This window comes from Luteolibacter arcticus (genome assembly GCF_025950235.1).
GTDB lineage: Bacteria > Verrucomicrobiota > Verrucomicrobiia > Verrucomicrobiales > Akkermansiaceae > Haloferula > Haloferula arctica.
Genome location: NZ_JAPDDT010000017.1, coordinates 1 through 12,676, shown reverse-complemented (window position 1 = coordinate 12,676; position 12,676 = coordinate 1). Strand labels below are relative to the sequence as shown.

Here is a 12,676-nt window from a genome sequence, read left to right as displayed (position 1 = left end):
GCGGACGGGGCCGGAGATCAGCATGAAAAATTTCCACTCACGCGCGGCGGCGGCGCAGCAGGACGAGCGCGCCGAGCCCGCCTAACAGCGAAACCGATGGCTCCGGAACGATGTCCACGACCAGATGGTCCGCGTACCAATCCGCCCCACCCGCCAGGACGTTTCCGGTTCCGGCGATGAAGTTGACCACGACCGAGCGGGCACCCGTGGGGACGAGGCTTTGCTGCTCATAGAACGCCCAATAGGCGCGGTTGGTCTGGGAGATCGCGTTGTTGGCACCACCCGGATTGACCAGGATATCGGCGGTGGTCACCTGATTGGTGGTGACGCCGCGATCGAGCACGAAAGTTGCCAGTGCGGTGCCGGTGCCATTGGTGGTGGAGAAGAACCGGAGCTGTGCTGCCACGGTGTCCTGGTTGCCGGAGTAGTCGGTAAGCCAGGAGCTGAACGAGAATTGCGCGGCTCCCGTGTCGATGTATGCGAGCGAGGCACCCGTGAAGAGCGTGGTGAGATTGATGGTCTGGCTCGGGGCTGTTCCCACTCCCTTGTAGGTGCCGCTCAAGCCGGTGCCTTCGGCGATGACGATGCTGTCATTCACACCGTAGGCGGGCAGATTCGAGATGCCGCCGAGCTTCGGGCCAAGGGTTCCGTTGTAGGTGTGATTGTAGAGGTGGATGCTGCCCCAGCCGGAGATGGTGCGGGTGCCGTTGGTCGTGGTGATGGGAGTCCCGGAGTCGTTGTTGAAGCTCGGGTTGACCACGACATTCACTGCGTCGGCGGTTCCGGCGAAGAACGCGGCGCCGGCGAGGATGGAGATTCCGGCAAGGGAGGAGGTGTTTTTCATGAAATCGAATGGAGGATGGGTAACGGGGGATCGTGTCGCCATTGCAGATCGACCGAAGCTGTTGGCAAAAATGCCGGAGGGTTTCTTCGTTGGGAGATGGAACCGCCAAGACGCCAAGTGCGCCAAGTTTTCGGGGAGGGCGAAATTCGTTGTGCTTGGATCGTCGGTTCGCCGGAGCTGACGCGCGGAATGAATTCCGCGTTCCCAGTGGGCGCTTCAGGGGGTATCGAACTCCACCTTGAGGCGGCAGAACTCGTGCTCGCTGGTGGCGGCTACATCGACTGCGATCTGATGGACGCCTGTGACGCCGGGCATGGACTCATTGTCGGCCTGGACGGCGCTGCCCTGAACGGGCAGCCAGTCACCGGCGAGGTCGCTGGAACGATCGAGGATGTAGCGTAGGCCACCGGCGCGGTAGGCGAGGTCCGTGCCATGGATCCCACTGCCGCCGTCGCGCTGGGCGAAGCGCACGCGGAGTCCGCTGGTGATCTTTTCCACCTCAAGACGGGGAGTCTCGGAGGGACGGAACGGGGAGGTGCCGGCGGAATATTCGAGCAAGTTGTTAGAGCCGTCGCCATCGGCATCGTCGGTCGCGGCGGTGGCAGTGCCGGCATAGGCGTAGAGCGACGCTTGGTCCGCCATCCATGCGGTGAAGGCACCGGTGGGATTGTTCCCTTGGGCCTCCGTTGCCACCTCGGCGGGTGAGAGGGCCCGCCGCCAGACCTTCAGCTCATCGATGAACGCGCCCTGGGCCCAAGCGTAGCCATTGTTGCCATCGCGGCCGATCCGCACCGGCAGGGCGGTATCGACATTGCCCGCACCGGCGATCGAGACGCGGCCGATCTCGGTGGCGTCGTGGTAGAAGATGGCATCGCCATCGCGGTCATGGACGACCGTCACAAGTCGCCAGGTGGCGCCGGCGATGTTGGCATTCGAAGGGTCGAAGTCTTTTCGCGTGAGTGCGGAGCCCTTGAGGTTCCACTGCCAGTCGTTGCCATTGTTCTCGCCCGCGATGATCCAGCCTTGGTTCGCGCCGCTGTCCCAGTTCTTGTTAGAGATGATGCCGGGGTCTGAGGTCCACGGGGTGTTCGCCTTGAACCAAAACGAGATCGTGAAGTCGGTGTCGGCGCCGAAGCGAAGGTCGGCCGGCGCGCCGGCGGCGACGGTGCCGATGCGAGCGGAGTTGGTGCCGTCGAGTGACAAGGCTTGTCCGGACTTGCCGGTGGTGAAGTTCGCGGTGCCTTCGGCGGTGGCATGATTGTTGCGGCCGCTGGAGTCGTTGAGATTGCCATCAAAGGTGAGGTGCACCTCCGGCGCGGCCCCGGCGGGCACGCTGCCCGGGGTGATCGCTGACACGTCAAGCGGTGCCTCGTTCGAGCCTGTGAGGACGATCGAGTAGCTCACGGCGGAGCCCGGTGCGCCGGTCGGCACATCGGTGAAATGCCGGTCGGCCAACGCTGGCGTAGCGATGGTCACGCCATTTCGCTTCAGCTCGAAACCGGTCAGGCCGGCGATGCCATCGGGTGGCAACTGCCAGGAGAGGAAGACCGAGCCGGCACCGGTGGATGCCTTCAGGTCCGCGCCGATCTGGAAGGCATCCGACTCCCAGCCCCACGAGGCGGGAATGCCGAGGCCGAGGTGCCGCATGACGGTGGCTGGAATAGCGGTGTGGCCGATGAGTTCGCGGCTGATCGAGCCGCTCGGCACGGTGCCGCCCGAGGCGATGATGAAGATATTTCGTTCATCGGCGCTCTGCCCACCGTGCGAGGTGCCGAGGCCGCCGTGATCGGTGGTGATGACGTAGAGCCAATCTTCCGCAGCGAACTGCGGGCGGGCCTGGATGGCCGCGATCATTTGGCCGATCTGCGAGTCCACCGTGCTGATCGCGTTCAGGTAGGGAGTGAGATTCGGGCCGTAGCCGCTGGCGTGGCCGACGTGATCGACCTCGTCGAAGTGAACGAAGACGACATCGGGATCCGCCGAGCCAAGGCGCGCGACGGTGGAGCTGGTCAGCAGGATGTCGTTGCCGGATTTCACGCGGAAGTCCGCACTGCCAGTGGACTCTTGGACAATGTAGTCATCAATAGGCGACCAGACGACCAGCGAGGACAGCGAGGCGGCCGGATGGGTGCCGCGGATGCGGGAGAAGAAGTGCGGGTAGGTGGTGTAGTTGCGGCCGGCGAAGGTGTTAGAGGTGACGCCGTGCTTGTCCGACCAGGTGCCGGTGAGGATGCTCGACCAGCCGGGGCCGCTGCTGGTGGGTTGCTGGCCGGGCGAGCCGAGGTTGCCGCCGGCATAGGCGTTCCAGGTGACCGAGCCGCCGTCGATGAGTGACTTCATGTGCGGTGCGCCGCCGGTCTCGACGAGCTTCTTCAAGGCATCCGCACGCACGCCGTCGATGCCGATCACCATGGCGCGCCTGGGGCCGAAGGTGCCGGCGGCACCGGGACCGGGAGCGGCTACGCACGTTCCGGCGAGCAGGGCGACGAAGAGGACTCGGAGTGACATTTCTGTAACATGAGCGGAGAGGGTCCGGAGAGCATCGGCAAGGTTGCCATGGATCTTGGCAATTTTGCCACGGGGGAAGGGGAGGGGTTTTGCTGCTTGGTAGCGGAGCGGCTGTGCTGTTTCGGCGAGGGAGGGCTTGGAGGGAGATTCGCGGGTGGCGATTCGTTGCGGGGATCGCCCAGCCGGAAGGACGAAGTCCTTCCGCTACGAAGGAAGAAGGAAGAGGCATAGACGAGAACGGCCGCCCCGAAGGACGGCCGTCGACCTCATTGTTGCTCTAACCCATGAAATTCATCACTCGGTCACCGCGAGGCGGGCGAAGAGTTTGCCGCCGACGGATTGGGAGACGGGAATCGTCACTTGGATGATGTCGATGTCGGTATCGTCGTCGAGGACCTCGATGAGCACGCCATTTTCCCCGCCTTCGGCGGTGGTCCAAGGGCCGGCGAGATCGGTGTCGTATTTCACCACCGGATTGAGCGGCGCGGCGTCATCGGCGAGGCGGTAGACGAAGACCAGAGCTCCGGCACCATTGCGGGAAGCGGTGGGCAGGAGTGCTGTGGAATTGGAACCGGGGTTCGCGGGGTTCGGCTCGCCGCCGATGACGAACTCGATGCCATTCGAGATGCCATCCTTGTCGGGATCGGCATCGAAGAGGGCATTGTCTCCGGTGAGGCCTTTCGAGGTGGCCCAGTTTTCGAAGGGCGTGCCGGCGGGCTCGCCATAGACGAGCACCAGGTTGGTTCCCTGCACCTGCACCGACCAGTCGAAGGCGGTGGCGGCGGGCAGCGCGTCCGCATTCACGACGAAGGCATCCGGGGTGAATCCGGTGATGCCGCCGGAGGTGGAGACGAGGGTGAAGGTCTTCTGCGTGTCGCTGAAATTCGCCAGCGTCTGGGGGGTCACGATGACCGTGGCCGGAGTCTCGGGGGTGGCGGTGACGTTGATGGAGTCAGCCACGACCGTGTCGTAGCCGGTGCCGGCCGCGCCGTTCCAGTTGGACAGTTCGAAGTCGATCGCCGAAGAAGCACCGACGGTAAGAGCGGCGAGGCCATTCAGGGTGCCGACGCCGGAGCCCGGGGCGAGCTTGCCGCCGGTGAGGGTGACGCTGCGCTGGACGGTGCCGCTGCCGGCGAGGGTGCCATCGGTCGTGACGGTTACGACGGAGGCGGAGGTGGGAAGATTGCCGTCCACTTGCAGGGTGCCCGTGGTGACATTCACCGGGCCGGTCAAGGTATTGGCCGTCGAGGTGAGGATCAGCTTGCCGGTGCCTTGCTTGACCAGGATGCCGGTGCCGGAGACCGGGCCGGCGATGGTGCCGATGAAGCCCTGGGTGTCGAAGGGACGGCTGTTTTCCGTGCTGGGGAGATCGATGGCGCGGAGTGGATTGAGAACGATGTTGTCGGCCTCGAAGCGCAGCTTGCCGTTCAGGTTCTCCGAGAAGTGCGTGATGTTGTTCTCCGGATTGCCGAGCGCGGCGTCGCTGGTGAAGCCGATGGTGGCGCGGTTGATGAAGACGGTGCCGGTGAAGTCGTTCGTGGCGTTGGCAAAGATCGTGGCGTTGTCGTGTTCGACGCCGATGCCGGTATCGCTGAAGAAGAACTGCCGCGCGGGATCGCCGCCGCTGATCTTGCCGGTGAGACGGACCGCGGTGCCCGGGCCCGGGGCGGCACGGCCGCTGCCGAAGGAGCCGAACATGCGCAGGTCGCCGGTGCCGCCGGGCAGCACGAAGTTATTTGCCACGGTGGATTCGGAGCCGCTTGAGATCGCGAACTCGATGATGCCGCCCGTGGAGGTGACGGTGCCGGTGCCGAAGGCGGTCTCGGTGCCCGCGATCAAAGTGCCCGAGGCGACGGTGGTGCCGCCGCTGTAGCTGTTGGCAAAGGCCAGCGTTTGATTGCCGGTGCCGATCTTGGTGATGGACCCGCTGCCGGTGATCTGGCCGTTGTTGCTGGCGCCTGCGTTATTCCCGCCGAGCGTGAGTGCCACCGGCTGGACCGAGGGATTCAGCAAGGCGAGATCGGCAGTGCCGGAGAGACCGCCGAGGGTCGCCGCGGTGACATTGCCGAAGGCATGTGTGGAGTCGGGGTAAGTGCCACTGAGAGTGCTATTCTGCAGCGCCAGCGAATGATTGATGACCAACGCACCCGCGGTGAGGAGCGTGGTGCCGGTGTAAGAATTTGGCTGGGAAAGGGTCAGCGTGCCGGTGCCTGTCAGGGTCACGCCGGTCGATCCACCGATGCCGTGGGTACCGGTGAGCGCGTAGTTGCCGGTGGTGTGGCTGAAGTTGACCGTCGAAGGAAGCACGTCCGCGCCATTGAGCGCGACATTGCGTGAGCCGGTTTCGCCGAAGATGACGGGCGAAAGCGCGGTGAAATCGACACCCGTGCCGGGATTCGAGATGAGTTCCCAGTTCTTGGGTGAGGAGACGGTGGCGGTGCTCCATTCGCTGGAGGCTCCGCCGGTCCAGCGCAGGACGGGGACGGAAACCACATCGAGCACGATGGCATCGGCATACCAGTCGTTCTGGCCGCCTGCCCCGTGGCCGGTGCCATTGACGAAGTCGACGATCGCCGAACGGGCTCCGACCGGGACGCCCGCCTTGATCTTGTAAAGAGCCCAGTAGTCGGGATCGGTGCCGCTGTTCTCCGCACCATTCATGATATTCCCGGTGGCGAGGAGGTTGGCGGTTGTGACCTGATTGGCGGTGGTGCCGCGGTCGAGCTTGTATTCGGTGCCAAGCAGCGTGCCGGTGCCATCGCTGCTGGAGAAGAAGCGGAGCCGCAGCGCAGGGATGTTGTTATCGCCGGTGTAGGACGAGAGCCAGGCACTGAAGGCGAATGCAGCGCCGCCGGCGTCGATCTCCACGCCGGGGATGGCGGCGGTCAGGGCGGCTTCATTGATGGTCTGGGTGCCGCCGCTCAAGCCGTGGAACTTCGCGCCGATGGGAACGGTGACGTTGTCGTTGTAGCCGTAAGCCAGCGAGTTGAAATTGAAGTTGCCGGTGGCGGCGTTGCTTTGGGCTCCGCCGGTGTTCGCCAGCTTGATGCCCGCGAGGCCATTGTAGGGATGGTTGTAGAGAGTGCCCGTGCCGGTCCAGCCGGTAGCGTCGGGATCAAAGCTGCCGTTGGTGACGAGGTTCACCGCATCGGCCTCGCCGGCGAAGAAGGTGGCGCCGGCCAGCAAGGCAAGTGAGGTCTGGGAAAGAGAAGGAGGATTCATGGCGTTATTCGACTAGTGACATGCAGACGCTAGCCTGACACCCGATGGAGGTTCCATTGCAGGAAAGGGAAAGTTCTTGGCGAAAATGCAAGCGCGTGAAACGGCTCCGTCAGATGGGAGGCGCGAGGAGTCGATCGCGGCTGAACCTAGGTGCAGGGCGTGCTGCACTCGCTTTGCATTCGCGATCCCGGACCCAGTCTTACCCCCGGTCAGGCTCGAAGCCGAGCGTCACTCCGCCCTCGGCGAGCAGCCTCGCGAAGACCTTTTCATCTCCCGGCAGCACCACATGGGACCCGGACAGGAAGTGGTGTCCGGCATCATCCTGCTCGCTCGCGTGCCACTTGAAGCCAAGCCGCGCAAAGAAGGCGGCGCTCCATTGGGTTGCCTGGAGAAAGATCCGGCAGCCGCGTGTTCCCGGATTCACGAACAGCAGCCGGGCCAGCAGGATGGCGGTTCCGTAGCCCTTCCCGCAGTGGTCCGGATCGACGATTCCGAAAGTGAGACTCGCCGAGTCTCCGGGCTCGTAGGAGGAAAGGCCACCCCCTCCGATCACCTGCTCGCCCACCGTGGCGACGAAGTAGTGGGTGTGAGCATCCCTCAAGGTCGCTTGGAAATCCGGGAAGTAGCCGGGCGGAATCGTGTTTCCCTCGTGGGCCCGATACATGCGCTCGAGCGCATCAATGTCTGACTCGCGGGACCGCCGGATGTGACACTTGCCGGGATTGGGACGCACCATGACCTTGTCGGGGAAACTTCCAGAGCCAGCCAATCCAAGACGGCGGGAAGAGTCAATTTCACGCAGTGCCAGTTCGCGGAGCGTCACGCTCCGGCCTTGCTTTTTGCCAACGGCATCGGCCTATTTGCCACATGAGCCGGCGGGGGAAAACGGAACTGAATCGCACCTGGCGGGTCGGCGTGCGGTTGGTCGACTGGGCGCAGGGATTTGGCAACCGGCTCTACGGGGGCATCCTCGACTTCCTTCGTGAAGGGCATTCGTTCGAGATGGAGTTCGTCCAGCCGAGCGGTGGTGACCTGCAGCCAGTGGTGATCGACGAGAATTGGGAGGGCGATGGCTTGCTGGTCTTCCGCTACACTCCGGCCGAGGCGCAGGCGTGGAAGAAGAAGGGCATCAAGGTGGTGAACCTGAGCACGGAGCAGCCGGCGAAGGGCACTATCTTTCCGCGGGTGACGCTCGACAATATCGCGGCGGGTGGGATGGCGGCGGAGCATCTGTTAGGGCTGGGCCTGCGCGAGTTCGCGTTCCTTCACGATCCATCGCGGATCTACTCGAAGGAGCGGATGGATGGCTACATCCGACGCCTCGCGCAGGATGGCCATGGCTGCCGCGTGCTGGAGATCCCGTCGTCGTCATTCGCTCCGAAGATCCGCGCGCGACAGATCGAGAACATGGCGTGGCGGCTGATGGCGAGCCTGCCGAATCCCTGCGGCCTGTTTGCGAAGGACGACATTTCCGGGGTCACCGCGATCCGAGCGCTGAAGCAGGCCGGTATGCGGGTGCCGGAGGATGTGCCGGTGCTCGGCGTGAGCGATGACATCGTGTACTGCCATACCACCAAGCCGGCGCTGAGCAGCATCCGCTTCCCGGGGAAGAAGATAGGCCGAGCGGCAGCGGAGCTGCTCTTCCGCATGATGAATGGCGAGCCGGTGGCGATGGACACCCGCATCGCGGTGCCGCCGCCGGGGATCACGGTGCGCGAATCCACCGGCCGTGTGGAGCTGGCGGATCCTGTGGTGACCCGCGCGATGAACTTCATCCGCCAGTGCCCGCTGAATGTGACGGTGGATGCCAACCTGCTGTGCCGCGAGGTGGGTGCCTCGCGCGAGCAAGTGCGACAACGCTTTCACGCGACGCTCGGCCGCACGCCGAAGCAGGAGATCGATCGCGTGCGTTGCGAGCGAGTGGCCGAGCTGCTGCGCCGCACGGACTGGACGCTGGAGCGGCTGGCCGAACACTGCGGATTTTCGGGTGGGGACGAGCTGTGCCGGTTTATCAAGCGCGTGACGGGATCGACGCCGGGCGAGATCCGGAAGGGGGCGTAGCGGCTCGCTCCTCCTGTCCTGGGTGGGCGGGTTTCTTCAATGCCCTCGATTACACAATAGGCGGGGCTTTGCACTTACGGCCGGGCTGCCAGTCGAATAGGAACGCTGCTTGCCGGCCGGTCACGATGATCGTCCCGATCCCCAATCGATGAACGCCATGAGCATGAAACTTGCGACCTTTGCTTGCCTCTCCGCACTCGCCGTCGTCCCGCTGGGGCTGGCGGGCTGTAACAAGAGCTTCCTGCGGACTTCGACCACCGTTTCCAGTTCGTCCCGGACCGATTTGACGGTCAATGGTCGCCGGAAGATCACCAAGAAGGCCAACGATTTGACGCGCAAGCTGGAGACGACGTCCGATGTGGTGATGACCACCGGAAAGGTCACGTCGTTTCCCAAGGGGGCCGTCATCAAGCTGGAGGAGACGGGAAGCCCCAAGCCGCGCGTGGCGGAAATGCGGGAGAATGGAGGAAGCCTCGAGCTATGGGTCAGTGAGAGCGGTGCGTTCCGTCGCGGGTCGGCCGAGGAGGAGACTTGGCGGGAGGAGTTTTTGAAGGACGTCATTGACCCCTGACCGTGCCAAAGCGGCTTGGTGATTGCCGCCATCGGGTTTTCAGGTGGGCGGTGGGCCACGGCAGCTTGCCATGGAAACCTGCGAGGACGAGAGCCTGTCTTGATCGTGCGGCATGACTGGCGGACGATGCGTGGAAACTCAGGAATGATGAACCCGCTCCTTCTCGTTTTCGCCTCCTTGATCTTCGCGCTGCCTGTCGGCGGCGTGGAGGTGGCGAGCTTGAAGGCGCTCGCGGAGGTGGTGGCAAAGGATGATGGCGCGGTGACGATGAAGCCGGGCGTGTACCGGATGGCGGACTATCTCACGGAGGAGGTGCTGCAGCAGATTCGCGAGGGGGTGGACCGCAAGCAGTCGCGTCCGGTGGTGCCGATGTTCGTCTTCCGCGGCAATCGCAACCGCATCGACTTGCGTGGTGTGACGATCGAGATCGATACCTCGCTATACAAGAAACTGCCGGGCGGCGGCTACACGCGTTGCCTGATCGTGGCGGGGCAGGGGATTGCGATCGAGGGCCTGGAGATCCGCAATACGGGACCGGATCAAGGGAGCGGGGGGAACATCCTTTCTATCCAAGGCCACGGTAACACGCTCAGTGACGTGACGCTTCACGTGTATGGGTCCTTTCCGCACGGCTATGGTGATCTGTTAGGAAAGGGTGGGCCGAATCTGGTGGGCTTGCGAAAGCAGAGCGGCATCCAAGTCGTGGGCGATCAGTCGGTGCTGCGTCGGTGCAAGGTCTTCAGCCGCGCGTTCGGCCACTGCTTCTACATCCAGGTGGGTGACGGGATCCGGCTGGAGGATTGCCATGCCGAGGGGGCGATGCGGCCGACCAGCGAGATGCTGGCAGATACTTCCGGTCCTGCATTCGAGCTGGGCTTCAAGTCGGTCTATCCGAATCGCGATGGCCGTCATGTGATCACGCCGGGTTACATGAAGAGCCTGTCTGAAGATGGCTTTCGCACCTACAGCGATGCGGGCAGCGTGACGCTGGTGAACTGCACCGCGGTGAACACGCGCGCGGGATTCGAGATCGGGGCGAAGGAAGACAGCCCGAAGAAGACGACCATCGACGGCTGTGTGGCGAAGGGTTGTGAGCGGGCCTTCCTGCTCGGCTCGCATGTGATCGTGCGTCGCAGCCGCGGCGATGCGAAGTATGGGCCGCTGCTCTACCTGCGCGGCGGCCGGGAGTCGGATATCGAGCTGGAACTTGCTGGGGATCGCTCGGACTTCGCCGTGCATGCGATCGCGACGATCGCGGGAAGTGGGCATCGGGTGAAGCTGACTTGCAAGCCAAACCAGACCGGCTTTGCGAAGCTGCCGGTGATGCTTGGCTTTGGCATGCCGGATCATGCCGAGATGAGCAGCCCGATCCGACCGGCGGCGGCGATGGGCATCGAGCTGGTCAGCGAGCTGCCCGGCGTGCCGGTACTGACGAGCAGCGAGGCCAAGGAATGCAGGATCCAAGCGGCGGGCAAGACGGTGAGCGATGAGGAGTTGAGGAAGTCGCCGGGGAGGTGGTGAGGGGACCAATGATCAGTCATCAATCTTTCAATCACCCATCGGAGTGCCGCTTCGCGGGGTGAGGAGAATGAACTTTTACGACGGCTGGCTCGATGACTCGCGGCGCAGCCGCCCTTGGACTGCTGCAATCCTTTGCAGCTTTCCGAATGGAGGGTCAGGCGATTCACTTCGGTGGAGTGACGCGATCCGGGGAGATTGATTCTCCGCAATCGAGCTGCCATCTCCACCCTTCATTCGAGAGCTGCGAAGGATCGCAGCAGTCCGAGGGCCTTCGGCTTTTATCTGGCGAAGCCGCGAGGGTAGGTCGCTGGATTTGCCTCGATTCATGGGGACGTGTTGGTGTGGGATGAGACATGCGATTCCCGAAGATCCGCCCGTGGGTGATTCCGCTGCTCATCGCCGGGGTGGCGGTGGGTGAATTCAAGGTGTTCACGAAGGAGCAACGTCATGCAGCGGCGGGGACGTTGTCGGGATTGAAGCCGCCGCTGCGGCGTGCGTTCAGCGATGCCGGGCAATTCGAGGCGAAGAAGAAGCCGACGGGGATCGATTGGCTCGGTGTGCACGAGGAGCCGGGGCAGACGTTTGACCAGTATCTCGCGTCGCGGCCGAACATTCCGGGGAGTGTGCGGAAGAAGCTCTACGTGCTACCGATCGGGTCGTTTGCGAAGGGCGTCGCGCCGGATCTGCAGAAGCTGAAGGCCTACACCGCGGCGTACTTTCATCCGATGCCGGTGGAGATGCTGCCAGTGGTGCCGGATGCGGCGGTGCCGGCAAAGGAGCGCGTGAACCCAGGCACTGGGAAGAAGCAGTGGCTGAGTCCCGACATTCTAGAGTGGCTGCCGGGGAAGTTGCCGGCCGATGCCTATGCGATGATCGCGGTGACGATGACGGATCTCTATCCGGATGAGCAGTGGAATTTCGTCTTCGGGCAGGCGTCCTTCAAGGAGCGGGTCGGAGTCTTCAGCTTCGCCCGCTATCATCCCTCGTGGGCGGGCGAGGCGGTGGGCGATGGCACGGAGACGCTGGTCCTGGGCCGGGCGGCGAAAGTTCTAACGCACGAGATGGGGCACATGTTCGGCATCCGCCATTGCATTCACTACGAGTGCAATATGAACGGGGTGAACCACCTCGCGGAAGCTGACGCCGCGCCGATGCACCTTTGTCCGGTGTGCCTGCGGAAGGTGTATCATGCGATCCGTTTCGATCCGGTGGAACGCTACGAGGCGCTGTCTAAATTTTACGGGGCCAACCGCTTGGACGCCGAGGAAACGTGGGTGGACAAGGAAGCGGCGGCGATCCGGGAGGTGCGGTGAGTCGCCTTGGCAGGGGGATCGCAGCAGGGCTTGAGCGAACTCAGCGGGCAGGTGATTTCGGGGCCCCATGGTGAGTATCGTTTTCCTTTGGAACGCTTTGTGCGAGGGTGTCTATCGCCATGAATGAGTCTGCCCCGAATGCCGTGGAAGAAGATGTCGCCCTGATCGAGTCCTGTTGGTCCCAATTGGCTCCCGGCGAATGCTGCGAGCTGGAGGGGAAGCAGATCGAGTTTTCCCTCATCTCTCCGGAGAAGTACTTGGAGGGCCGTGGGACCTTGGAGACCGTGCCTCACCCGACGCAGCCGGGACTGTGCCGCTTGCGGATCGAGGTGCCGGTGCCGGGTTCCTCCGAGCCGTGTGAGGTCTTCCTGCCCCCAGCCGCGGTGGCGATGATCACCGAGGTGCGCTGGAGCACGGATCGCTTTATCTTGAAGATGGGGGATGACGGGGGTAGGTGAAGGAGTGTAGGAAAAGGGTGCTTCGCTCGCGATCTGTTGGTGGTGCGTTAGGGGCGTTAGGCCGCTGGGAGCGCGGGATTTATTCCAATGCCTTTAAGGACCTGTTAGATCGAGGGTGATCTTCTTCACCAGCGGGATCGAGGTCGGGTGGCGGATCTTCTTCCAGTTCTTCGTCGGC

9 protein-coding genes are annotated in these 12,676 nt (G+C 63.6%); 5 read left to right on the top strand and 4 right to left on the bottom strand.

Annotation, left to right across the window (positions count from 1 at the left end; translation table 11 throughout):
- Window positions 1-37: 37 nt before the first annotated feature.
- From OKA05_RS24545 to OKA05_RS24530, 4 genes are all read right to left on the bottom strand, one after another.
- Window positions 38-844, bottom strand: coding sequence for a hypothetical protein (locus OKA05_RS24545; RefSeq protein ID WP_264489854.1), 807 nt, complete (start codon window positions 842-844; stop codon window positions 38-40).
- A gap of 216 nt (window positions 845-1,060) precedes the next feature.
- Window positions 1,061-3,352: a LamG-like jellyroll fold domain-containing protein gene (locus OKA05_RS24540; RefSeq protein ID WP_264489853.1), complete on the bottom strand. Its 2,292-nt coding sequence runs from the start codon at window positions 3,350-3,352 to the stop codon at window positions 1,061-1,063.
- A gap of 294 nt (window positions 3,353-3,646) precedes the next feature.
- Window positions 3,647-6,574 carry a beta strand repeat-containing protein gene (locus tag OKA05_RS24535; protein WP_264489852.1) on the bottom strand — a complete coding sequence of 976 codons (2,928 nt, stop codon included), beginning with the start codon at window positions 6,572-6,574 and terminating at the stop codon, window positions 3,647-3,649.
- 199 nt (window positions 6,575-6,773) lie between these two features.
- Window positions 6,774-7,397 carry a GNAT family N-acetyltransferase gene (locus OKA05_RS24530; RefSeq protein ID WP_264489851.1) on the bottom strand — a complete coding sequence of 208 codons (624 nt, stop codon included), beginning with the start codon at window positions 7,395-7,397 and terminating at the stop codon, window positions 6,774-6,776.
- A gap of 44 nt (window positions 7,398-7,441) precedes the next feature.
- Here OKA05_RS24530 and OKA05_RS24525 point away from each other — a divergent pair, with 44 nt between their 5' ends.
- The 5 genes from OKA05_RS24525 to OKA05_RS24505 all read left to right on the top strand — a co-directional run bounded on the left by OKA05_RS24525 (window position 7,442) and on the right by OKA05_RS24505 (window position 12,498).
- Window positions 7,442-8,635 carry a XylR family transcriptional regulator gene (locus OKA05_RS24525; protein ID WP_264489850.1) on the top strand — a complete coding sequence of 398 codons (1,194 nt, stop codon included), beginning with the start codon at window positions 7,442-7,444 and terminating at the stop codon, window positions 8,633-8,635.
- Window positions 8,636-8,792: 157 nt separating this feature from the next.
- Window positions 8,793-9,206 carry a hypothetical protein gene (locus OKA05_RS24520; RefSeq protein ID WP_264489849.1) on the top strand — a complete coding sequence of 138 codons (414 nt, stop codon included), beginning with the start codon at window positions 8,793-8,795 and terminating at the stop codon, window positions 9,204-9,206.
- A 147-nt stretch (window positions 9,207-9,353) separates the two neighbouring features.
- Entirely contained in the window at window positions 9,354-10,727 is a 1,374-nt protein-coding gene (locus OKA05_RS24515; RefSeq protein WP_264489848.1) for a right-handed parallel beta-helix repeat-containing protein, read from the top strand.
- Between the two features lie 353 nt (window positions 10,728-11,080).
- Window positions 11,081-12,040 carry an archaemetzincin gene (locus OKA05_RS24510; RefSeq protein ID WP_264489847.1) on the top strand — a complete coding sequence of 320 codons (960 nt, stop codon included), beginning with the start codon at window positions 11,081-11,083 and terminating at the stop codon, window positions 12,038-12,040.
- Window positions 12,041-12,159: 119 nt separating this feature from the next.
- Window positions 12,160-12,498, top strand: a complete 339-nt coding sequence (locus OKA05_RS24505) for a hypothetical protein (protein WP_264489846.1) — start codon at window positions 12,160-12,162, stop codon at window positions 12,496-12,498.
- Window positions 12,499-12,676: the final 178 nt, after the last annotated feature.

Bases quoted from the DNA above. Each gene is read 5' to 3' on its own strand.
- OKA05_RS24545 (WP_264489854.1), bottom strand. From the start codon at position 844: ATGAAAAACACCTCCTCCCTTGCCGGAATCTCCATCCTCGCCGGCGCC.
- OKA05_RS24505 (WP_264489846.1), top strand. From the start codon at position 12,160: ATGAATGAGTCTGCCCCGAATGCCGTGGAAGAAGATGTCGCCCTGATC.
- OKA05_RS24535 (WP_264489852.1), bottom strand. From the start codon at position 6,574: ATGAATCCTCCTTCTCTTTCCCAGACCTCACTTGCCTTGCTGGCCGGC.
- OKA05_RS24515 (WP_264489848.1), top strand. From the start codon at position 9,354: ATGAACCCGCTCCTTCTCGTTTTCGCCTCCTTGATCTTCGCGCTGCCT.
- OKA05_RS24520 (WP_264489849.1), top strand. From the start codon at position 8,793: ATGAGCATGAAACTTGCGACCTTTGCTTGCCTCTCCGCACTCGCCGTC.
- OKA05_RS24510 (WP_264489847.1), top strand. From the start codon at position 11,081: ATGCGATTCCCGAAGATCCGCCCGTGGGTGATTCCGCTGCTCATCGCC.
- OKA05_RS24540 (WP_264489853.1), bottom strand. From the start codon at position 3,352: ATGTCACTCCGAGTCCTCTTCGTCGCCCTGCTCGCCGGAACGTGCGTA.
- OKA05_RS24525 (WP_264489850.1), top strand. From the start codon at position 7,442: ATGAGCCGGCGGGGGAAAACGGAACTGAATCGCACCTGGCGGGTCGGC.